The sequence below is a fragment of the Sphingomonas sp. TZW2008 genome (genome assembly GCF_002117915.1).
Lineage (GTDB): Bacteria > Pseudomonadota > Alphaproteobacteria > Sphingomonadales > Sphingomonadaceae > Sphingomonas.
Genome location: NZ_BDJB01000011.1, coordinates 78,453 through 100,854, shown reverse-complemented (window position 1 = coordinate 100,854; position 22,402 = coordinate 78,453). Strand labels below are relative to the sequence as shown.

At 67.5% G+C, this 22,402-nt stretch carries 19 protein-coding genes; 8 read left to right on the top strand and 11 right to left on the bottom strand.

Going from position 1 to position 22,402, the window contains the following annotated elements:
* Positions 1-11: 11 nt before the first annotated feature.
* From B7L05_RS13945 to B7L05_RS13935, 3 genes are all read right to left on the bottom strand, one after another.
* Complete coding sequence (locus B7L05_RS13945; RefSeq protein ID WP_085810896.1) at positions 12-2,822, bottom strand: MHYT domain-containing protein; 2,811 nt, start codon at positions 2,820-2,822, stop codon at positions 12-14.
* 1,087 nt (positions 2,823-3,909) lie between these two features.
* Positions 3,910-4,227: a hypothetical protein gene (locus tag B7L05_RS13940; RefSeq protein ID WP_085810895.1), complete on the bottom strand. Its 318-nt coding sequence runs from the start codon at positions 4,225-4,227 to the stop codon at positions 3,910-3,912.
* Positions 4,228-4,322: 95 nt separating this feature from the next.
* Positions 4,323-5,765 (bottom strand): M48 family metalloprotease, encoded by a 1,443-nt coding sequence (locus B7L05_RS13935; RefSeq protein WP_256926744.1) that lies wholly within the window; start codon positions 5,763-5,765, stop codon positions 4,323-4,325.
* Between the two features lie 121 nt (positions 5,766-5,886).
* Between B7L05_RS13935 and B7L05_RS17620 the strand changes: the two genes are divergently transcribed.
* The gene (locus B7L05_RS17620; RefSeq protein ID WP_218776028.1) at positions 5,887-7,155 is read left to right on the top strand and encodes a formate/nitrite transporter family protein; all 1,269 of its coding nucleotides are present in this window, start codon (positions 5,887-5,889) and stop codon (positions 7,153-7,155) included.
* 218 nt (positions 7,156-7,373) lie between these two features.
* Here the strand turns inward: B7L05_RS17620 and B7L05_RS13925 are convergent, their stop codons facing one another.
* Both B7L05_RS13925 and B7L05_RS13920 read right to left on the bottom strand, forming a co-directional pair.
* Entirely contained in the window at positions 7,374-7,658 is a 285-nt protein-coding gene (locus tag B7L05_RS13925; RefSeq protein ID WP_256926743.1) for a hypothetical protein, read from the bottom strand.
* Positions 7,659-8,033: 375 nt separating this feature from the next.
* Complete coding sequence (locus tag B7L05_RS13920; protein WP_085810893.1) at positions 8,034-9,026, bottom strand: helix-turn-helix domain-containing protein; 993 nt, start codon at positions 9,024-9,026, stop codon at positions 8,034-8,036.
* Between the two features lie 209 nt (positions 9,027-9,235).
* Between B7L05_RS13920 and B7L05_RS13915 the strand changes: the two genes are divergently transcribed.
* Both B7L05_RS13915 and B7L05_RS17615 read left to right on the top strand, forming a co-directional pair.
* Positions 9,236-9,742, top strand: a complete 507-nt coding sequence (locus tag B7L05_RS13915) for a nitroreductase (RefSeq protein WP_218776027.1) — start codon at positions 9,236-9,238, stop codon at positions 9,740-9,742.
* Complete coding sequence (locus tag B7L05_RS17615) at positions 9,739-9,900, top strand: hypothetical protein (RefSeq protein WP_218776026.1); 162 nt, start codon at positions 9,739-9,741, stop codon at positions 9,898-9,900. The genes B7L05_RS13915 and B7L05_RS17615 overlap by 4 nt, the downstream gene beginning before the upstream one ends.
* A gap of 70 nt (positions 9,901-9,970) precedes the next feature.
* Here the strand turns inward: B7L05_RS17615 and B7L05_RS13910 are convergent, their stop codons facing one another.
* Complete coding sequence (locus B7L05_RS13910) at positions 9,971-11,374, bottom strand: tetratricopeptide repeat protein (RefSeq protein WP_085810892.1); 1,404 nt, start codon at positions 11,372-11,374, stop codon at positions 9,971-9,973.
* A 502-nt stretch (positions 11,375-11,876) separates the two neighbouring features.
* On the opposite strand from B7L05_RS13910, the gene B7L05_RS13905 reads away from it, so the two are divergent.
* The 3 genes from B7L05_RS13905 to B7L05_RS13895 all read left to right on the top strand — a co-directional run bounded on the left by B7L05_RS13905 (position 11,877) and on the right by B7L05_RS13895 (position 15,270).
* Positions 11,877-12,974 carry a helix-turn-helix transcriptional regulator gene (locus B7L05_RS13905; RefSeq protein ID WP_085810891.1) on the top strand — a complete coding sequence of 366 codons (1,098 nt, stop codon included), beginning with the start codon at positions 11,877-11,879 and terminating at the stop codon, positions 12,972-12,974.
* A gap of 288 nt (positions 12,975-13,262) precedes the next feature.
* Positions 13,263-14,429 carry a nucleotide sugar dehydrogenase gene (locus B7L05_RS13900; RefSeq protein ID WP_085810890.1) on the top strand — a complete coding sequence of 389 codons (1,167 nt, stop codon included), beginning with the start codon at positions 13,263-13,265 and terminating at the stop codon, positions 14,427-14,429.
* Positions 14,430-14,715: 286 nt separating this feature from the next.
* Positions 14,716-15,270, top strand: a complete 555-nt coding sequence (locus tag B7L05_RS13895) for a DUF1993 domain-containing protein (protein WP_085810947.1) — start codon at positions 14,716-14,718, stop codon at positions 15,268-15,270.
* A 187-nt stretch (positions 15,271-15,457) separates the two neighbouring features.
* Here the strand turns inward: B7L05_RS13895 and B7L05_RS13890 are convergent, their stop codons facing one another.
* Both B7L05_RS13890 and B7L05_RS13885 read right to left on the bottom strand, forming a co-directional pair.
* Complete coding sequence (locus tag B7L05_RS13890) at positions 15,458-16,831, bottom strand: sensor histidine kinase (protein WP_085810889.1); 1,374 nt, start codon at positions 16,829-16,831, stop codon at positions 15,458-15,460.
* Complete coding sequence (locus B7L05_RS13885; protein ID WP_085810888.1) at positions 16,828-17,496, bottom strand: response regulator transcription factor; 669 nt, start codon at positions 17,494-17,496, stop codon at positions 16,828-16,830. The genes B7L05_RS13890 and B7L05_RS13885 overlap by 4 nt, the downstream gene beginning before the upstream one ends.
* A 108-nt stretch (positions 17,497-17,604) precedes the next feature.
* Here B7L05_RS13885 and B7L05_RS13880 point away from each other — a divergent pair, with 108 nt between their 5' ends.
* A complete protein-coding gene (locus B7L05_RS13880; protein ID WP_085810887.1) occupies positions 17,605-18,222 on the top strand; it encodes a hypothetical protein in 618 nt (205 codons plus the stop codon).
* Positions 18,223-18,329: 107 nt separating this feature from the next.
* On the opposite strand, the gene B7L05_RS13875 is transcribed toward B7L05_RS13880, so the two are convergent.
* Positions 18,330-19,115 carry a Crp/Fnr family transcriptional regulator gene (locus B7L05_RS13875; RefSeq protein WP_085810886.1) on the bottom strand — a complete coding sequence of 262 codons (786 nt, stop codon included), beginning with the start codon at positions 19,113-19,115 and terminating at the stop codon, positions 18,330-18,332.
* Between the two features lie 295 nt (positions 19,116-19,410).
* On the opposite strand from B7L05_RS13875, the gene B7L05_RS13870 reads away from it, so the two are divergent.
* Positions 19,411-21,492: a PAS domain-containing sensor histidine kinase gene (locus tag B7L05_RS13870; RefSeq protein ID WP_085810885.1), complete on the top strand. Its 2,082-nt coding sequence runs from the start codon at positions 19,411-19,413 to the stop codon at positions 21,490-21,492.
* 100 nt (positions 21,493-21,592) lie between these two features.
* Here the strand turns inward: B7L05_RS13870 and B7L05_RS13865 are convergent, their stop codons facing one another.
* Both B7L05_RS13865 and B7L05_RS13860 read right to left on the bottom strand, forming a co-directional pair.
* Complete coding sequence (locus tag B7L05_RS13865; RefSeq protein ID WP_085810884.1) at positions 21,593-21,799, bottom strand: hypothetical protein; 207 nt, start codon at positions 21,797-21,799, stop codon at positions 21,593-21,595.
* 66 nt (positions 21,800-21,865) lie between these two features.
* Entirely contained in the window at positions 21,866-22,078 is a 213-nt protein-coding gene (locus tag B7L05_RS13860; protein WP_085810883.1) for a cold-shock protein, read from the bottom strand.
* Positions 22,079-22,402: the final 324 nt, after the last annotated feature.

Below are 22,402 nucleotides of genomic sequence, written 5' to 3'. Positions count from 1 at the left end.
CGACTGCGCGCCTACAGCTGGCGCAGCGCGGCGGCGAGATCGGCCTGGACGAACGGCTTGGTCAGCCGCGCGAGCGACGCGGGGATGCCGCCCTCTTCGGCATAGCCCGAGATGACGAGCACCTTGGTCGTTGTGCTGCGGCGGCACACCGCAGTGGCGAGTTCGCCCCCCGTCATTCCCGGCATGACATGATCGGTCACCAGCAGATCGGGCGCGAACCCGCCCTCGATCAGCGCCCAGGCCTCCTCGGCGGACGCAGCGGATGTCACGCCGAAGCCGAGATCGGCAAGCATCTGCGCGGCGGAATCGCGCACCGCTTCCTCGTCGTCGACCAGCAGCGCGCTGCCGCCGCGTCGCGGTGCGGCGACATCCTCCCTGCGTGGGGCGACGATCGCGGCTTGCGCGCTCTGCGGCAGCCACAATGCGATCGTCGTCCCCCGGTTCGGCCGGCTGTCGATCGTCAGCGCGCCGCCCAGCTGTGCGGCGAGGCCGTGCGCCATAGACAGGCCAAGTCCGGTGCCGCGCCCGACGCCCTTGGTCGAGAAGAAAGGTTCGATCGCGCGCGCGCGCGTCTCCTCATCCATCCCCATCCCGGTATCCGTGACCTTGAGGCACACGTAGCGGCCTGGCGGCGGTCCGCCATTGCGCTGGCGATCAACCATCACTTGATCGACCGCGATGCGCAGCGTGCCGCCGTCGGGCATCGCGTCGCGCGCGTTCACGCTCAGGTTGAGCAGCGCCATCTCGAGCTGGTTCGCATCCGCCAGCGCGGCGGGCAGCCCGGCCGGCGCGTCGACTTCGATCCGCACCGTCGGCCCGATCGCGCTTGCGACGAGATCGACGATGTCGGTAACGAGCGCGGCGACATCGACGGGTATCGGCTGCAGCGGCTGGCGCCGGGCGAACGACAGCAGCCGCTGAACGAGGATGCGGGCGCGCTCCGCCGATTGCAGCGCGCCGCCCAGCAGCCGCCGGTCGCGCTCGTCGCCGACCTCCTTGCGATGCAGCCGGTCGAGTACGCCCATGATCGGCGTCAGCAGATTGTTGAAATCGTGCGCGACGCCGCCGGTCAGCTGGCCCATCGCCTCCATCTTCTGCGACTGGCGCAGCGCCTCTTCCGCCGAGACCTGCGCCGTCACGTCGCGGCTCGATCCGATCACCTTGACGATCACGCCATCGGGGCCGGGCAGCGGCACCAGCGTCGTGTCCCAATGCTGCGGTACGCCACCCAGCGCGAAGACCTCGCGGTAGTGGTAGATCGCACGCGTCTCGACGACGTGGCGGTAACTGGTGATGACGCGGTCGGCTGCCGCAGGGGGAAGGATGTCGTCGACGCGTTTGCCGCGTATCTCCTCGAGCCGATAGCCGACGCCCCGCTCGTGCGCCGGGTTCACCTGCTCGACGACGAAGCCGCCGTCCGCCGCCACGCCGATCACGAACAAGGGATCGGGCGTGTTCTCGAAATAGGCGCGATACAGCTCATCGGCATCGCGCCGCGCCTGTTCGGCCAACTGCAGCTCGCGCGTCCGCGCCTCGACGCGCGCCTCCAGCGTCGCGTTCAGCTCACGCAGCTGCGCTTCCGCGCGCACGCGTTCGATGACTAGGCGGATGCGGTCGGCGATCTCCTCCATGAACGCCACCTCGTCCGCGCGCCAACGGCGCGGCTGGCGATTGTTGAGGTAGACGATCGTCCGCAGCCGCCCGTCGCGCACGAACGGCACGACCAGGATCGCCCGTGTATCGCCCAGCCGCGCGGTATCGTGCGCACCCGGTTCGTCGCTCAGTGCCGCGGTGAAGATGTCGTCGATGACGACGGTCTCGCCGTTGCCCAGCGCCTGCGCGATCTTTCGGCCGAACGCCCCGGTGGGAAAGCGGCCCGTCAGCGGCGGCACCGATCCGTTCGTCCAGCACAGGCGATAGTCGAAGACGTCAGCGTCAGGATCGAGATCTCCGAAGCCGGCGCGCGCCGCGCCGAAATGCCTGCCGAGCAGTTCGGCAACCTTGCTCAGCGCCATCTCGGCATCGTCACCGCGCAGGATGTCGGCGACATCGAGGCGCAGCGCGATACGCGCCTCGCGCCGCCTGGCGCTCTGGAACGCGCGCTCGAGCCGCGCCGCGCCGAGCGATAGCAGCAGGATCAGCACCGTGACGATGCTGATCGCCACCGCCAGATACGCTTGGCTGAAGCTCGCGACGCCTGCCGCCGCGTCGACGCGCGCCGCCGCGGTGAAGGTCGCCGCGTACATGCCGGCGTAATGCATGCCCGCGATCGCCGCCCCCATTACGAGTGCGGCCAGCACGCGTCCGCGCGTGTCCTGCTCGCGCGCGGCGAGCGACACGGCGGCGGTCGCGGCGACCACCGCGATCGCCACCGACAGCGCGACCCAGCTCGGGTCGTAGCGCAGCGTCGCGGGCATCCGCATCGCCGCCATGCCGACATAGTGCATCGCGACGACGCCCGTCGCGATCAGCAGCCCGGCGATGCCGATCCGTCGCGGTGACGCGTGCTGCCAGTCGATCGTCGCCAGCCCGGCGGCGGTGAATCCGATCGCCAGTGCGAGCGAGCCGACCGTCAGCGCCGGATCGTAGCTCATCGCCATGCCGGGCATCGAGAACGCCAGCATCGCGACGAAATGCATCGACCAGATACCGCCGCCTAGCGCGACAGCCGCCGCTGCTAGCCAAAGCCGGCGCCACCGATCGCGCGACGCCCGGATCCGCCCTGCGAGGCTGAGCGCGGTGAACGACGCAAACGCTGCGACCGCGAGCGAGAGGATCACCAGGTAACTGTCATGCGTACCATTCATGATCATCGCCGGCATGCTTCCTTCATCGCTCTCCCGCAAGTGTCTTCGATACGCGGCCGCTACACGCCGATTATGCGTCTAGATCGCTCACGGCGTAAGGCTGCCCGCACCAGCCAGCGTTCATCTGTGTCAGTCTTCAAGAAAAAAAACGTCGCGCGAACGCGGCAACCAGTCAGACCATCACGCTTGGATCCCCCATCGTCACGATGGAGCATCCCGCACCCTGAAAAGCGAGCCTCCGCTCGAGGGGCGGAGCGACCCTCCCTTATGCGGCGCCGAACGACAGCGGTGGGGGCCACCCTCGCCGTGGCTGCATCGCGCCGAGACGCGGCCAGGAATTGTAAGGAAAATCGCTGTCGCTGTGCGCGCGGACGCGCCACATCGGGCGCATCGGCCCGAACGCGATCCGCGGGCCGTTGCGTAACTTCGGCCCGCCCGACCGTGTTGATGGTCGCGCGGGCCGTCTTTCTCGGGTGTTCCAGCGTGACGATCGCACGTCGGCCGATCATGTCTGCACCGCACAAGAGGGACGCAGCTCAAGTATCGCGGCAACGGCGCACCGCGAGAAGCGTCTCGCGAGGTTTCGTCCCGTGTGCGGAGCCGATCGCAGCGAACGCTGTCCGCTGTGAGCCGACAACCGTCGCCACCAAAGCGCTGCGCGGCCGACCTGACCGTAAGCACGCTCACGCCTTATCGCCTGCGCCGGCAGGCGATGAAGCCGCGCCGCCACGGTGACCTGCGCCAACCTCCTCGTGCCGGAGGGCACGCCCCACCAAAAAAGGCCACACGCCTTTCCCCCGAAACGCGTGTGGCCAGTCGTCGCATTCAACGAGTTTCCTCGTTGCGCGCCAAGATAGGAGCAGAAACGTCCCTCGTCCTTGGATAGGCGTCCCAAACTCACGCGTCGGCGCCGCGAATATGCTCGGGATGCGCCGGAGCCGCTCCATAGATGCGAGATTGGGCAAACATGCGTCGCGGTCGCGCCCGAACTTGGGAGCGACGCGCTAGACGGCCACATCAGCCCACGCCCGCCGATGCGTCCCGCTTTCCCGGCGCTACCGGGATGTTCGTGTCCGAAGAACGTCGCGCCGGGATGAACCGGTCAGCGGATAGCCCGGGGTGGTGCGCGCCAGCCGGTCGCCTCGTCGATATACGCGGCCCGCGTTCGCTTGTTGTACAGGCACAGCGCCGCGGGCCGACGCCCGTCCGCGTTGATCAACATCGCCACCATTCCAACGCGATCATCGAAACCGATGATAGAGGAGGCGCGCGCACCGCGTACGCCGCTTGCCGCAATGCATGCTTTCGTCACGCGTGTGTTGAATTCGCCCCAGGCGGCATCGCTTGATGCCAGCGCAGGCGTTGCTGCACCGGCCCAAACGCTGGCTGTGATCAACGTAGCGACGATTGCCTCGCGCACCCAATTTTCTCCTCGATGACGTCCTTACTAAGCACCAGCCGGTAGAACGCGCGATGAACGCAGCCGATCTTACGCCGCACGTCGCTTCGGCCTGTTCAGCCCGCGACGACCAGCTTCACCAGCGTACCGGGCACCAACCGCGCATCGGGCGTGAGCCCGTTGATCGTCAGGAAGCGCTCGCGCTGCAGATCGGCATAGGCCATCTGCCGCGCCAGCGTGTCGACCGTGTCGCCGGCACGAACGGTGTGGATGCGGATGCGCTTGCCGCGCACTGCATCGACCTCGCGGCTGGTCAGCGTGGTGAAGCTTGCCAGCAGCGGCTCGAACGCGGTCGCGCCGCTCCCCGCGGGCGTCACGATCGTCCACAGATACGTCGCGCCGCCCAGCGGCATCGCCACCACGGTCGCATCGACACGCTGGTTGTTGGCGGTCGCTGTGACGGTGGCGCTTGCGCCGGGGCGGCCGTCGATCGACACCGGCTGGACCTGCTCGCTCGATACGCGCGCGCCGAGCGTTTGAAACTGCTGGACGACGGCGGCGGCGGGATCGCGCGCGCCGGCGGGCGCGGCGCTCAGCTGCGCCTGTCCGCGCGGCCCCTGCACCGTCACCGCCTGCGTAGAATTGGCAATCTTATAGCCCGGCGGCGCGGTGAACTTGATGCGCATCGCCGGGTGACGGAACGTCTGCCCGTCGATCACGCCCTGCGCCGGATCGTCGTCGTACCGCAGCCCGTCGAGCATCCGCAGGAACGCGGTATCCTGTGCCGCTCCCGCCCCGCCGCGCCCCGCCTGCTGCGCGAGCGCCCGTGCCCGAGCAACCCGGTCGGCGCTGGAGGGATGCGTGCTGAGCCAGGTCGGGACCGCATTGGCGTCGCCCCCCGCCGTGCGCGCGGTCAGCGACGTGCTCGCGCCGAGCTGCCCCAGGATCAGCGGCGCCGCGGCGGGATCATAGCCCGCGCCGGTGACGTAGCGCACGCCGAGACCGTCGGCCTGATATTCCTGGTCGCGCCCGTATTTCAGCCCGTAGAGCTGCGAGGCGCGCTGTGCCCCGCCCGCCACCAGCTGCCCGAGCGTCGAATTGCCCACCGCCGCGCCGAGGATCCCGGCCAGCACCCCGCCGATCGTCGAGGTACGCTGACGCCCGGCGGAATGGCGCGCCGCGACATGCCCCACTTCGTGCCCCATTACGAACGCCAGCTCGTCCTCGCTATTCATCAGCGCCAGCAGCTGCCGTGTCACGTAGATATAGCCGCCGGGGATCGCGAAGGCGTTCTCGACCGGCGAGTTGAGCAACTGAACGGTGAAGTCGCCCTGCGCGTTCGACAGTCCCGATTGCAGCGCAACGCGCTTGCCGACACGCTCGACGAACGCCGCCTGCGGGCCATCGTAGCGCCCGCCATACTCGGCGACGAGCTGCGGATTGGCCTGCGCGCCCTGTGCCCGATCGGTCTGCGATATCGAGCGCGCCGCCTGCGCCGAGACGGTGACCGGCGAGAGGAGTAGCGCCGCGGCAGCGGGGATCAGGACAAAGGTACGCAAGCGCTAACTCCCGTTTGGCGTCGCCGAGCGCGTCCGCTCGTGATCGACGATCATTGATGCTGGGGGATGGTACGCAGATAGACCGCTGATTGTTGCATTCGGAGGCGTCGCGCGTGGGTGCATGCGCGCGTTGACCGGTCGCCCTGCGACACAATGCGCGCAAAAACGTCGGCCTTCCTTCCACCGAAGACGGAATGTGCGGGCTGGGGACTATCCACCCCGCGTGTTCTTAACGCCGGGTCACTCGTCGTTTCAATACGCCGCGGGCGCGCTCAGCGTCGCGCGTCCGCGCCATCGGTCATTCGCGTACGCCGAACGATCCGCCTCGCCACCGCCGTCAGGCGAAGTCACCGATCCGGTCCGCCTCGTCATCTGGCAGGCCGCGCTCGTCGGGCAGGTCGCTTGGTACCGGCATGGAAGGATCGTGCGCCATGTCGCCGGGATCGGGTTCGTTGCCCGGAAGATGCAGCGGGTCCATCATTGTCTCCTCGTGTTTCGAAGAAGGAAACGCGTTGGCGGCGATAAGGTCGCGGCACTTCCCGCCGGCCGTGCGTTCCGGTCGATCACGGGAGCTCGAGGCATGAACAACGCGCACGAAGACCAGGCGGAGCGACGCGAGGCGGAGGAGCGCAGCGCGCCGCCCGCCCGTGTCGTTCACGCCGCCGTGGCCGAACAGGGCATGGACGAGCTCGCCCGCCCCGTATCCTCGCTCTTCTGGTCAGGCTTTGCCGCGGGGATCGCGATCATGGCCTCGCTGTGGACGAGCGGTACGCTGCATCACATGCTGCCGCGCGCGGCTTGGGCCGAATCCGTCGTCGCACTGGGCTACCCTGCCGGTTTCCTGATCGTCATCCTCGGTCGGCTGCAGCTGTTCACCGAACATACGGCCGTCGCCGTGCTGCCGATCATCCGCACGCCCAGCATGGCGGCATTCGGACGCCTCATGCGTCTGTGGGTGACCGTCCTCTCGGCCAATCTTCTGGGCGCGGCGACCGTAAGCGCGGGCGTGGCGTTCGCCGCGATCCAATCGCCGGAGGTTTTGCGCGGCATGCTGGACGTATCAATGAAGCTACTCGATCGATCGCCGGTGCAGACGCTGCTTCAGGCCATACCGGCAGGTTTTCTGATCGCCTCGATCGCCTGGATTCGATCCGCCACCGAAGGTAGCGGCTTCTGGGTCGTCTTCGCTGTCACCTATATCATCGGGTTAAGCGGTTTCGCCCATGTCATCGCGGGCACGACGGAAGCTTTCCTGCTCGCGTGGCACGGCGATGCTTCGATCGGCTGGGCGGTCGGCGGCTTCATTCTCCCGGCGCTACTCGGCAACATTGTCGGCGGAACGGGGCTGTTCGCGGTGCTGGCCCATGCGCAGGTGAAGAACGAACGCTGATGGTCGTACGCGGGGACTCACACCAATGTCAGCGAGACGCGACCGCCGGCTAGGCATCGCGCGATAAGCGAGCGCGTGACAACCAATTGGACCGATTACCGACTAACGCTCCATGTGTGTGATGAACGCATCCAGCGCGTCAACGACAAGCGGTCACGTCGGACTGGGATCGGCCGGCAGCCATCCGTAAATGGCAGCGAAGGCAACGTGGTTGACGATCAGGCCACGCCCTGGCGGCGCGCGCCGTCAATTATGCGACGCGCGATCTCTCGGACGGCTTCATCGTCTTTGGACGCGTCCGTCGCGGGATCGCCCAGATGATCCAGGCTATCGGCAAGAAAATCGAGCACACCCGGATGCTTTGCCTCGACATACTCAATAAGCTTGAAAAGCAGGTGCTCGGTCGCAATTTCGCGTTGGCGCGTCTGTTGGGAATCGGATGCGGTCACGACTTTCTCACCTTGCGAATGATGCACCGCGCTTCTGGCGGAGAGATCGCGCATCGTCGCGCGAAACGATTAAACAAACGCGCTAGCGATCCCGGCCCACGTCATCAGCATGGCGCCAAGGACGATTGCGAGCCCCGGTCTGATGCGGCGCTGAGCGGTGATCGCATCTGCCGGGCGCATCGGGCGAGCAGTCACATGCATGGCCAGTCGTGAACCGACGCGGGGGATGTGACGCAATGCTCGACCCTCTCACTATCTTATGGCTTGCCTTCCCAACAAACGATCAACGGTTTTGGATCCGCGTCCAAACGATCAGCCTAGGTGCGGGTGACGCGATAGACCGTCCGCGCCGCGCGGCGGAGCTTGCTCATGGATCGGCGAGGCCCGGCTCTGCGCCGCCGAACGCGCAGGCTCGTGATAGGTGGCCACCTATTCCCTGCTACCACCGCCGTGCCGATACTCGCGCGGAGTCATCCCGAAGCGCTGCCGGAAGACGCGGCTGAAATAGGCGGGATCGTCAAAGCCCCAGCGCGCGGCAATATCGGCGATGCGCGCGCGCGGATCGGCGGTGGCGAGATCGTTCCGCACGCGCGCGAGCCGCTGCTGGCGGATATGCGCTTGCACGCCTCCGTCCTGCTCGAACAGGCGGTAGAGGGCGGTTCGCGATATACCGATCGCCCCCATCAGCTTGGCGACGCTGAGATCGGGCGATGACAGGTCGCGCGCGATAAAATCGCGCACGGCAATCCCCTGTGCTGTCTCGATCGATCGTGGCGTCAGTGTGCATCTTGTGCCGTGCATCGCCAACGCAACTGTTAGCAGATCGATCGTCGTCATCTCGAGCGTCTCGGCCTGGCTCTGCGTCAATTGCGTGGCAAGGCGACACATCTCGAAGAGATGGCGGCGGAACATGCGCGTCGCGGGTGCAGGCACGCACACGCCGTGCAGCGCACGAACGTCGATCCCAGCGCGCTCGGCCTGCACGCGGGGCACCGCTAGTAGCACTGTATGGCTCGCGCTCGATTCATGTTCTTCGGGCAGCGTCAGGTCGATCAGCGACATCTCGCCGCGCTTGGTGGCGACCGGCCGCTGGGGCGTGTCGCCGCGCTGCACCCCGGCCAGCGTCACCGGAATCAGCAGGCCGTCGCAATCGTCCCGCCGGATGTCGATCGAACGACGGGCATAGCGCTGCGCGGCCATGTGCGAACGTGTGATCACGATCGCGCCGAGGTGAAACGTCATCGCGTGATTGAAGAAGGCGCCAACCGGCTGCGACCGGAACAACATGCCGACCGCCGGCCAGTGGCGATTGGCCCATGCCTCGTGCCGCTCGGAAGGCGCGAACCCGTCGGTATCGAAGCGATCTACCGAGAGGCGACGATCGTGCGTGCGGTCCGCCGCGTCCGCGCTCCCCAGTTTCATGGTCGCCCGCTTATCGCGCGATCGCGAAATGTAAATGATGACAAAGCACTAGTGCACCGCGCCACCGAGATCGTCGCGGCCGCTCGGCAGCAGCCTCGCCGCCACGCCGCAGCAGGATCTCGCTTGACGGCAAATATCATATCCAGCCGCCGATAGCGGCGCTATCGCGACGTGCCGCACGTCTCGTGGTAGCGGGGAGAGAAGACGCCATGGAGTTCGAGGAAGTCGTTCGCGCACGCCGTTCGGTGCGCGCCTTCCGATCCGATCCCGTGCCCCCTGAAACGATCCGTGCGCTGCTCGACATCGCGCGCCGCGCGCCGTCTGGGACCAATATCCAGCCATGGAAGGTTCACGTCGTCGCCGGCGCCACGCGGGCGCGGCTGGAACGCGAAGTGCTCGCCCATCGCGAAACACGCCCGGCGGACGGCGTCGCCGAATTCCCACGCATGGGCAAGCGAAAGGAACCCTATCTTTCGCGCATGCGCGCCCTCGGGAAGGACATGTATGGCCGCATTGGCATCCCGCGCGGCGACGAGGCGGCGAGCTGGCGTCAGTGGGGCCGGAACTACAGCTTCTTTGACGCGCCTGTTGGCCTGATCTTCACGATCGACAAGGATCTGGACGCCATGTCCTATGCCGATGTCGGCATGTTCATGCAGACGTTGATGCTCGCCGCGCGCGATCGCGGGCTCGACACGTGCGCGCAAGGCGCGTGAACCTGTTCTGGACGGTGACACGTCGGGTGCTCGGTGTGCCCGACGACGAGTATATCATCGCCGGCATCGCACTCGGCTATGCCGACACTGATCACCCGGTGAACGGCGTCGTCGCCGCGCGCGAGCCGCTCGAAGCGTTCGTGACCTTCCACGATTGATGCACCTGTCACCCTTCAACGGGTTTGACAGATGGTGGCCCGACCGCCGCGCCGCGGCGGTATCTAACGATCAGGCCTCGATCTTCGGTTGGGAGAGCGTGCGCAGCAGCGCCGTGATTTGTGGATCACTGCTCCAGCGCGCCGCGATCCGCCGCACATAGCCCGCCGCGCCCCATTTTTCACCGCGTGCGCGTGCGCGGCTCAGCAGCGCGTACAGCTGCGCGCGATCACCGAACGTACTCGCGACGAACGCCGGCCAGGAATGGTCCGAGTTCGATGCCGTTTCCGCCTGCGCGAGCGCACGCGATGCCATTGCAGCGTAGGTCGCGCGCGCGTCCTGTGTGCCGGTCCGCTCGATCAGCGCGGCATAGCTGACGAGTTCGGGCGCACCGCGGATCGACGCGCGCAGTTTGAGATGATGGGCGTAGCCTTTCAGATCGCCCCGCGCGAAGGCGATCACGCTGAGGCAATCGTGGGCGCTGGCAAGCATCGGTGATCGGCGAGCGATATCGTTTAGCAGTCGCTCCGCCTGCACCTCGCGGCCGGCGCTCCACAGCGCCCAGGCATAATCGGCCAGAAGATGCGGCGCGCCCGGACTCCGTTGGCGCGCGGCCGCAAACTCGCGGAAGGCGGGACGGAACTCACCATTGTCGGCGAGGATATTGGCGTACCAGTGATGCGCCAGCGCATCCTCCGGATCGGCCGCAATCGCGCGGCGGAATGCCTCACCTGCCGCATCCGGCTGATGATCGTTCCAGTAGGCGACAACGCCCACGACGCGGAGCGCCACGGCGGACCGGGGGTTCCGCGCCAACGCCAGCTCGGCCTCGTGGCGCGCGCGCTTCAGCGCATAGGGGTCGGGTAGCGTACCGAATTCACGCGCCAGCAGATATCCTTCCGCGAGGGCGGCGTGTACGCCGGCGTGGTTCCGCGCCTCGCCGGTCAGCCGGCGGAGGTCGGCGATCGCCTTGTCCAGCCGCACCGCCGAGCGCGACGCGATATCGTCACGTGCGTCCAGCAAGCGCGCCTCGAGTGCGGCGGGAAGCGCTGGATCATTGCCGGCGGCGCGCCCGTTGAGCGCAAGCATCAGCAACCCCGCCGCGACGATGAAGACGCCGACGAGCCCTGCCGCGCCGAGCGTGAGCCAGCGATACCCGCGCGGCCATGCCGCGACCTTCGTTGCCGGCACGGTTGCGGGCACGGCAGTCGTCCTTCCGGCATCGGCCTTCGGATCGATTAACACTTCGGGCGCGGCAAGGGGTGCCGCGAGATCGTCGGCCGTTCCCGCCGTCTTGTTGCGCATCCAGGCGTCGAGCTCGGACTGGAGCGCATAAACCGTCCGGCTCTTGCCGCCGGGAAGCGAATGAACGGGCAGCGCACGATCGTTCGTCCAGCGAATCACCGTTGAACGATCACGCCCAAGATAGCGCGCGATGGACTTCCACCCGTCCAGCCGCCCGTCCCTACCCTGCATCGCGCCCCGTTTCGCTTCCCCCGTGCGATCGACCTTAGATAGCGCAATGCAAGACCAACAAAACCATTCTTTATTCTTTGGGATGATCTGCCGAACGCTATACGCGTCTTCTCTTCGCCGCGCTCGCGGCCTCGAAGGGCATCCCCCGTCTGGGGCATGACGGCGCCGCGACTTTGTGGGATTGCCTTCCCCGCGCACATCGCTCGTAATCCAATGGTCGCATCCGCAAATCCCCTTGGGGCGCCAGAGTACTCAAGATCGTGGCAACGTCTGGCCAGTCGATCACGCGCCCGCGGTGCTGCGCATGTCGCGATGGGGTCCTTCCCGCCGAATGCGACGATTTGCGACGCTTCGCGACGTTTATCGATGTGACGCCCGTGCCTCTGCTGGTCCAGCTTCGCCGGTGGGGAGCGGCTCGGTCGACTGCCTCGCCTTGTAGCCCGATAGCGAGAGCAAAGGCGAAGCCCGTCGACCGGCCTGATAAGCAACACGGACGGGGACGATGACGGGCGACGATAATTGGGGCATTTTCGAAGATGCGGCACTCGGCACCGTATCGTGGGATACGGCGCTCGGGCAGCTTGCAGCGGCGACCGGTTCGATGCGCTGTCAACTCGTCGCGTTCGGCAGCGAGGCGTGGTCGCCGTTCAACTGGGTAACAAACATCACTGATGCCGAAATGGCGCTGTTCGACAGTCTGGATGGCCACAACCCCGCCACCAACTTCAGGCTGCGCGCCGATCATATGACGAACGACGCCATGACGTTCGAGCATCATTACGATCATGCCCGCGCGGCGATCGGCCGATCGGACTATATCGAGTATTGCGAGCAGACCGACATGCCATACGGGTGCCAGTCGATGCTGCTGAACGATGCGCGCGGCGCGCTCGGGTTGGCCTTGCTGCGCAGCCGCAGGGATGGTCGCACCAGCGATGCAATCCGCGACACCTTCCGCCGGGCCGCGCGCGGCGCGCGGACCGCCGCCCGGCTGCAGATCGCACTTGAGCAGCAGGGCAGCACGCTGATCCACGGTGCGGTTGAACGCTTGTCGGCGGCGTGCATCATCTTCGACCGCGCGGGCTTGGTTCGTGCGATCACGCCCGCAGCGGAAACCGCAATGGCCGAATTCGATCACCTGTTGATCGTCGAACAACGTTTGGTCGTGCGCGACCAGCGCAGCGCTGCGCTGCTCGACGGCGCCCGCGCTACAATGATCGATCCCGCGGCACAGGCGCAGCTCAGCGTCGACCTGCGTGTTGGCTCGCTTTCCGGTGACATCGTCCGGGTCGATCTTCACCGGCTGCGGCGGCGCGACTGGTCATTCGGCTTCGAGCCTGCCTTCATGCTCGTATTCGATGCCGAAAGTCGCGCCGCCCTTAAGCGAAGGCGGCAACTCGACCGCTTTTCCTTCACGCCGGCCGAAACCGCGATCGCGCAGCTGCTCGCCGAGGGCCGCGATCGATACGACATCGCGCGGCACCGCAGCGTCACCGTCGAGACGCTGCGCGGCCAGCTAAAGATCATGTACGCCAAGGTCGGCTGCCGTCGGGAGGCAGAACTCGTCGCCACGCTCCACCGTGTCGCGCTTTCGGCCTAGCCGGTGCTTTACCGATGGGACCACACCGCATCGCTCGCCCGTAGCAGCACGGGTCGCCACCGGGACTGGCCTGCCGCATGGAGCCGCGCGGCGGGCGCACGTGTCCGGTCCGGTATGCGCGTAACGAGCACGATCACGTCCGCAGCAGGCAGCCTTGTCCCGGTGCCCCCCGCTATTGACCGCCTGCCAATCTTTGCGGATTAGCGTCCGCCAGAAGCGACCACAGGCGCTGCGCCGTCGCGTCATCGCGCCGACGCCGCACCAGTCGAACAGGGCGGGCAACAGACGATGAAGATAGCGGTTTTTGGGCTTGGCTATGTCGGCCTGTCGAACGCGGTGCTGCTGGCGCAGCACAACGAGGTCGCCGCGGTCGACATCACGCCCGAGCGCGTCGAGATGCTCAACGCGCGCCGCTCGCCGATCGTCGACCACGAGCTCGAGGCGTTCCTCGCGGAAAAGCCGCTAAGCCTCACCGCGACGCTCGATCCCGCCACCGCGCTCGCCGGCGCCGACTATGTCATCGTCGCGACGCCGACCAACTACGACGTCGACACCAACAAGTTCGACACCTCGTCGGTCGAGGCGGTGATCGCCACCGCGATCGCGCACAACCGGACTGCGACGATCGTCGTCAAGTCGACCATTCCCGTCGGCTTCGTCGACGACGTGCGAACGCGGCTCGGCACCGATCAGGTGATCTTCAGCCCCGAGTTCCTGCGTGAAGGTCGCGCGCTGCACGACAATCTCCACCCCTCGCGCATCATCGTCGGCGAACGATCCGAGCGCGCGCGCGTCTTTGCCGACCTGCTGCTTGGCGGCGCGGTGAAGAAGGACGTCGAGATCCTGTTCACCGACGCGCGCGAGGCGGAGGCGATCAAGCTGTTCGCCAACACCTACCTTGCGATGCGCGTCGCCTTCTTCAACGAGCTCGACAGCTACGCGATCGCCGGCGGCATGGATTCGCGCCAGATCATCGACGGTGTCGGCCTCGATCCGCGGATCGGCACGCACTACAACAATCCCAGCTTCGGCTACGGCGGCTACTGCCTACCCAAGGACACCAAGCAGCTCCTCGCCAATTATTCGGAGGTGCCGCAGAATTTGATCCGCGCGATCGTCGACGCCAACCGCACGCGCAAGGACTTCCTCGCCGATCGCATCATCGCGCTGCATCCGCGCAAGGTCGGCGTGTTCCGCCTCGTGATGAAGGCAGGGTCGGACAATTTCCGCCAATCGTCGATCCAGGGAATCATGAAGCGGATCAAGGCCAAGGGGATCGAAGTGGTGATCTTCGAGCCCGCGATGCCCGACGACGAGTTCTTCGGCTCGCGCGTCATCCGCGACATCGACGCGTTCAAGCGCGAGGCCGACGTCATCATCGCCAACCGCAACACCGACGAACTCGCCGACGTCGCCGACAAGGTCTTCACGCGGGATCTGTTCGGGTCGGACTGAACGTGTCGCCGCCGACCGGCGGCGAAGCGTGCGAGCGTAGCAGGCGACCCGGCGAGCCAAGCGTGCCTCGCCGCGGACGTCACGCCGCGCGGCGCGTCATTCCCGACACGCGTAACGCGTCGGGGCTGGCTGACCGGCGCCAGACAGGCGGCCGCGCAGGGCGACCACCGGCAACCGCTGCTGCCACCGCTTCGTCGAACCAACCGGGAGGCGCACCAAGTGCAGCGCGAAACCGAGGGTGCACGCCGAACTTGACGCCAATGTCGGGACGCGAAAGACGGACGGCATGACGCTGCCCGACATGCTCTTGCCCACTTACGCCCAGATGCTCGGCGCGCTGTCGGCGTGGCTCACCAAGGCGCAAGCGCAGCGGCCGGGCACCGCCGACGCGTTGCTCCCCGCACGCCTCGCGCCCGACATGTTCCCGCTCGCCACGCAAATCCGCTTCGCTTGCCGGCAGGCGCAGGAAGGCGTGTTCCGGTTGCAGCACCGCGACTTCCCGGCGTCGCTCGAGGCGCTGCTCGAGGAAGGGCGCAACGGTGCCGAGGCACCCGGCACGATCGCCGACGCGCAGGCGCGGATCGCCGAGACGCTCGTCGTCATCGACGTGGCCGCCGGCGAAGGCATTGCGATCGATCCGGCGAGCCGCATCGAGCACGCGCTGCCGATCGGCATGGTGCTCGATGTGGCGGCGCAAGACTACGCGCGCGACTGGGCGCTGCCGCAATTCTATTTTCACGTCGTGACGGCCTATGCGATCCTGCGCGCCGAGGGGATCGACCTCGGCAAGGCCGATTACGCCGCGCACATGCTCGGCCACCTCCGCCCGCCCGCGGCCTGATCCGACCGCGCCGATCGCCGCCGCGATGGCGGTAAAGATCAAAGCCCTGACGGCACCTCATCCTCGCGCACAAGCCAAGTCAGCGCGTCGAGACTACCATCTTGTGCCAGGCAACCGACCAGCCGACAATGACGCCGCCCAGCGTGGCTAGCGCGGCACATTTGACCATCGTGCGTCGCGCCCTCGCCTAGGCTGGACGCGTGAGCGGCAGCATAACCGTCGCGAGCAGCCCGCCGGCATCGGCGACGTCGAGCGTCAGAGCGCCGCCGTAGAGTTCCACCAGCTCGCGCACGATCGACAGGCCGAACCCATGGCCGTCGGTCCGCTCGTCGAGCCGAACGCCCGGGGCCGTCGCGCGGTCGCGATCGGCGGGCGGAATGCCTGCGCCATCGTCAGCGACGGCGAGTGCGAGCGAGCGGCCCGCGGCGGAGGCAGCGATCGTCACCGTCGTGGCCGCGTGGCGGGCGGCATTGTCGATCAGATTGCCGGCGATTTCATCGAAATCGTGCGGGTCGACAGCGGCCACGAGTCCTTCCGCACCGTCGCAGACAATCCTCACGCGCCCGCCGTGCAGCGCCGAAACCGCGATCACGATATCCGCCAGCGACGGCGCGATCGTGGTTGCCGCGCGTCGGTCGACGGCGCCTGCCCGCGCGCGGCCGAGATGATGGCGCAGCGTCGCATCGATCCGGTCAAGCTGAGTTCGCGCCATCGGATCGTCGCCGACATGCAGCGCCAGCGTTGCCACCGGCGTCTTGAGCGCGTGCGCGAGATTGGCCGCCGCAGCCCGCGCGTTGCCCAGCGCCGCAGCATTGTCGGCGGCAAGTGCGTTCAATTCCTGTGCGAGTGGCGCAAGCTCGGCGGGCATGTCGTCGGGCACGCGCGTCACCGCGCCGCGCCGGATCGCCTCCACCGCCGCGCGCAGCGTGGTAAGCGGACGCAGCCCGATCCGCAGCTGCAGCAGCGCCGCGCCGCCCAGCGCCAATCCCAGGATCGCGAGCGATGCGGCAAGCGGCACGAGCGCGGCGCGCACCGGCCGATCGATCCGCGCACGCGGCACGGCGACGAGGATGCGCACTTCGTCTCGTGCGGTCGCGACGGTGGCGACCAGGCCATGCACCCGCGTCCCGTCGCGCAACGTGCCCTCGAACGGCGCGCTGCTATTATCGAGCGACGGCGGTCCGGCGGGGCCGGGCGGCGATGGTGGCCTGTTCGACGGGGGCGCACCCGGTGGCGGCGGCGGACGCTGCGGCCCACTGGCGATCGAACCGATCTCTCCCCCGCCGCCCAGCGCCTGCGTCGCCGTCTCGATCCGCCACGGCTCGCCCGCCGGCAGCCGCGCGGCCAATCGCGCCAGCCGCGCGCGATCGATCGTGCCGTCGCTGCTCACTACACTCTCCAGCGCGATCAGCCGGTCGCCGAGCCGCGCGTCGATCCCGCCCGTCACGAAGCGTTCGAGCACGCCGCCGATCGCGACACCCGCCACCACCAGCGCCGCCAGCGTCGCGAGCAGCGACAGCGCGAACATGCGGCCGAACAGCGACCGGGGCAGCAGCCTCATCGCAGCGCACTGGCGGTCAGGCGATAGCCGCGCCCGCGCACCGTTTCGATCAGCGCCGCGCCGATCTTCTTGCGCAACCGCCCGACGATCACCTCCAGGCTGTTCGAATCGACGTCGGCATCCCCCTCGTACACGCGCTCGAGCAGCGCCAGCCGCTCGATCACGATCTCCTTGTGCAGCATCAGCGCGGACAGGACGCGCCATTCCAGCGCGGTCAGCCGCAGCGGCAGCCCGTCGAGTTCGAACTGGCCGGTCTGGCTCTCGAAGCCGAGCGGGCCGCAGTCGATCCGCGTCGCGGCATGGCCGGCGGCGCGGCGCACCAGTGCGCGCAACCGCATCACCAGCTCCTCGATGCGGAACGGCTTCACCAGATAATCGTCCGCCCCCGCCTTGAACCCTGCGACCTTGTCCGACCACGCCTCGCGTGCGGTGAGGACGAGCACCGGCACCGTCCGCCCCGCCGCGCGCCATTCGCGCAAGACGCTGACGCCGTCCTGCTCCGGCAGCCCGAGATCGAGCACCGCGGCGTCATACGCCTCGGTCGCGCCGGCGTGCGCGCCGTCGATGCCGTTGGCGAAAAGGTCGACCGCGCATTGCTCGGCGCGCAGCGCGCGCGCGATCGTCGGCCCCAGATCGGGATCGTCCTCGACCAGCAGGATGCGCATGCCGTCAGCTACCTCTCGCGGCGTAAACCGAAACTGAACCGCCAGGTTCAGCGGGCCGGCGGCAGCGGTGGCCTACACCGTCTCCATCGACAAGCAAGGAACGGAACGATGATCAGAGACGGCAAGTGGAAAAGCAGCCGCGGCAAGACCGCAATCGGGGCAGCGCTGCTGCTGATCGCAGGTGCGGCGGGCGGCGCGGGTGCGGTGCAGGCGGCACGTCCCACGGTTGAGATGGCGCCGACCGTGCGCACGCCGGTCGCCCGGCTGACGGCGAGCAGCGGCATTGTCACGGTCGAGGGGCGGGTCGCGGAAGTCTACGGTGATCGCTTCGTGGTTCAGGACGGATCGGGCCGCGCGCTGGTCGCCGCCGGCCGCGACGCGCAGGGCGCGGTGAAAACCGGCCAGCCGATCACCGTGCAGGGCCGCTTCGACGACGGCCAGCTTCGTGCGAGTTATCTCGTCGACGCCGGCGGCAGCATCGCCGCGGTCGGCCCGGCAGGGCCAAAGCCCGGCCATCCGGACGGTGCAGGACCGCACGGACCAGGTCCGCACGGACCGGGCCGCGATATCCCCCCGCCGCCACCGGGCGGCGACGCGCCTCCGCCGCCACCCGGCTGCACCTCCGCGCCCGACGCGTCGCGAGCTTCGGGCGCGGTTCCCCCGCCCCGCCCCGGCGACGTGCCGGCACCGGCCGGTGCCGTCGCACCGCCGCCGCCTAACCGCTGAAGTGCGGCTCGCCTAATCAACCGCCGAATGGCCGCGGGCACATCGCTGTCCGCGGCCTCAGACGTCGAGCGCATCGCTGGCCGATGGGCACCGGCAGCGTACGCGCGTCACCCGAACGTACCCACCAACCCCACCTCCTTGGCCGCAGTCGCGCCCAGCAATCGTGCATAATCGCGCTCGGGCTGCCCATAGGTATTGCCGGCTAACGCCATCAGTCTGCCGCGATCGACCACCAGCACCTTGCCACGGATCGATCGGATCGCGCGCTCCTCCTCCAGCCGGTGCAGCGCGTCGGTGACGCTGCTGCGCCGCACGCCGAGCATCAGCCGGAACTCCTCATGCGTCATGCAGATCTCGTCCGCGCGCACGCGATCGTGATACAGCAGGATCCATCGCGCCATCCGGCAGACCACCGAATGCGCCAGTGACGAGACGATCGTGCGCCCCATCTGCCGCATGAAGACGTGCACGAAGCGCAGCAGGGCAAGATGCAGCGTCGGGCTCTGATCGACGGCCGTGCGCAGCGCGTCGGCGGAGATGCGCAGCCCCCGGCCCTGCTCCGCGCGCATCCTGACGTCGTACGGCGACCGATCGTCGCCCAGCAGGATCGGCCAGCCGATGAACCCCTCCGCCCCGACCAGCCCGACGGCGTAGCGGCGATCGTCGTCGAGCGAATCGAGCACGCCCGCGATCCCCTGTTCGATGAAGCAGATGCCGTCGATCGCGGCGTCCGCCAGGGCAACCGCCTCACCCACCGCATATGACACCGGCTCGAGATGCGGCGCCAGCAGCGCGCGATCGTGCGTCGCCAAACCGGCCAACAAGCGGTTGCTGGACGACCGAGCATTCGCGGTCCCTTCCGCGGCCATTGAATCGCTGACGGCTGCCGACATTCATGTCTCCTTGAACGCCGCCCAGATGGTGAACGGCATCATGCCGCAACGTCGCCGCCCCACGCTTTGTTCATGCCGCCTCGGCCGCGCGACGTCCTCGACTGCCCGCCGTGGCTCTGCTGACGGTTGGACAAGAATGAGGAAACCTCGCGCGAAGGCGTTCGAGCCGGCACGACAAAGTCCGCCTGGCCATCGACAGCACCGCGAACAATCCGCGTGGCGGGCGGTGTACGATGGGACCGAAGGCGACCCCGATCGTTAAGCTGCGCTCACCGCACAACATTTCCGGCAGCCCATGATTTCCGATGTCTACCGCAATCCCGCCAGCCTACCCGAGGCGCTTCGCTTCCTCGCGGGCGGCGGCGAGGCAACCCGCCTCATCCTGGCGCGCGACTGGTCGGCTCATCCGCTCGGCCCGCCCGAGAATTGGCCGGATACGCTGAAGTCCAATCTCAGCACTGTCCTCAACTCACCTGAATCGATGATCCTCGCTTGGGGTCGCGATCAGCTGACCTTCTTCTTCAACGAAACCTATTTTCCGCTGCTTGGGCCCCGCCTGTCGTGGGCGATGGGTTCGCCGTTCGAAGCCGTCTGGGCGGATGCATGGGTGCAGGCCAAGCCGATCATCGACGATGCCTTCGCCGGCCATAGCCAGCGCTTTACCGATATGCCGTGGAAGCTCGCCACCGATCGCGGCGCCGCCGATACCTGGTTCACCTTTTCCTACTCGCGCGTCCTCGATCCGCGCGGCGAGGTCGCGGGCCTGTTCGTCTTTACCAACGAGACGACGGCGCGCGTCCTCGCCGATGCGGCGCTCGCACGGAGCCAGGACCAGCTGCGCGCGGCTAATCACCTGCTCGAACAGCGTATCGAGCAACGAACGGTGGAGCGCGATCGCGTTTGGCAGTTGACTAACGATCTGATGGCGACCGCGCGGCTCGACGGCTTCCTCATCCAGGTCAATCCGGCGTGGGAGCGCCTCCTTGGCTGGAGCGAGCAGGAACTGCTGACGCGACCGTTCATCGATATCGTCGCTGCCGAGGATCATGCCGCGATCGCGGACGTGGTCGCACGGCTTTCCGCCGGCGAACTGGTGACCGGCTTCGTCGATCACGTGCGGGCGAAGGACGGCACCACCCGGACGATCATGTGGACGGCGGTTCCCGAGGCAGGGTCGAACCTGTTCTACATCATCGGCCGCGATCTGACCGAGCAGCATGGGGTCGAGGAGGCGCTGCGCCAGGCGCAGAAGATGCAGGCGGTCGGGCAGCTGACCGGCGGGCTGGCGCACGACTTCAACAACCTCCTGACCGGGATGATGGGCAATCTGGAGCTGCTGCAGCATCGTATCGCGGGCGGGCGGCTGGAGGATCTCGACCGCTTCGTCCTCGCCGCGCAGGGCGCCGGGCGGCGCGCCGCGGCGCTGACGCAGCGCCTGCTCGCCTTCTCGCGTCGGCAAACGCTCGATCCCCGGCCGGCGGACATCAACCGCCTGATCGCCGGTATGGAGGATCTCATCCGCCGCTCGATCGGCCCGGCCAATGCGCTGGAGGTGGTCGGCGCCGGCGGTCTGTGGACCGCCAACGTCGACGCGGGACAGCTCGAGAATGCGATCCTCAACCTGTGCATCAACGCGCGCGATGCGATGCCCGACGGGGGCCGAATCACGATCGAAACGGCGAACCGCTGGCTCGATGAGCGAATCGCTAGCGCGCGCGATCTGGCGCCCGGGCAATATCTATCGATCTGCGTCAGCGATACGGGCACGGGCATGGACGCCGAGACCGCGCGGCGGGCGTTCGAGCCGTTCTTCACCACCAAACCGCTCGGCCAGGGGACGGGGCTCGGCCTGTCGATGATCTACGGCTTCGCGCGGCAATCGGGTGGACAGGTGCGGATCTATTCCGAAATCGGCATGGGCACCACGGTGTGCGTCTACCTTCCCCGCCACCTCGGCGCGCCGATCGAGGAGACAGCCACGGAGCACGGCACGGCCGCGACGGGCGCCGGCAGCGGCACCGTGCTCGTCATCGACGACGAGGCGACGATCCGCCACCTGATCGACGAAGTGCTCGACGAGGCGGGTTACACCATCATCAACGCGGCCGATGGGGTCGCCGGCCTCAAGGTTCTCCAGTCGGGCGCGCGCATCGATCTACTCATCACCGACGTCGGCCTGCCCGGCGGCATGAATGGCCGTCAGGTCGCCGACGCCGCGCGCGAGCTACGTCCCGGGCTGAAGGTGCTGTTCATCACCGGCTACGCCGAGAACGCTGCCGTCGGCAACGGCCACCTCGAGCACGGCATGGCATTGCTCACCAAGCCGTTCTCGATCGACGCCCTGGTCGGGAAAATCGAAGACATGATGAGGACCTGACCTCTCGCCGTGCCACGCGGCGCGGGCGGGAGGTCAGCTCGGTCGCGCTGCCCCGCGCCGGTCGTGCGCCGGCGCCTGGCGGTCGCGAGGCGTGAGCGTTCTAGGCCGTCGTGCCGTTGACGCGCTGCGCGGTGATGGCCTCGCGCTCCAGCCGCTGCGTCGTCACGCGCTCGGCGCGGTCTGCCATCAGGTCCCACGCGATCGCCGACCGCTCGCAGCGGTCGCGAACGTTTGCCAGCGAAGAGGCAGCGGCATTCGCCCGCTCGCTCGTCGCCCGCGCGCGATAGGTCGATACATCATCCGCCATCGAAGATCCTCTTCAAGCTGGGGCCGGCGACATATCCGCCGGCCCGATACGCCATGCGATCAACCGTTATTCCGCGGCTTCCAGCGAGACGGCGCTGGTCCGCCCGCGCTTGTCGTTCTCGAGTTCGTAGCTGACGCGCTGGTTCTGCTGCAGCGTGGCGAAGCCCGCGCGCTCGACCGCGGAGATGTGGACGAAAGCGTCCGCCCCGCCGTTATCGGGCGCGATGAAGCCAAAACCCTTGTCCATGTTGAAGAATTTGACGGTGCCGATCTGAGCCAAGACTGTTTTCCTTCTGTTTAGGCCGGGCGTGCCGACGGTCGGACGCCCAGTGCCGCGGCGGCAGGGAAAGAAGGAAAAAGGTGCGCAGTGCGCCAGATACCATCAATTTGCGACTGTAGCGCTTCCTTTATAGGGACGCCGCGCGAAAATAGCGAGCCTTCACTGGCAACGAGGTCGGCAGGATGAATGCCACCGCGCCTCACGATAGAGCGACGGCCTGATCTGACACGGTCGATACGCATTTTGCCGTCGTGGCCGATCAAGGCGCCTGCACAGGTTTATCTTGCCTGCTCTTGGTTCACGCAGGCGAAGGAAATAGCCAAC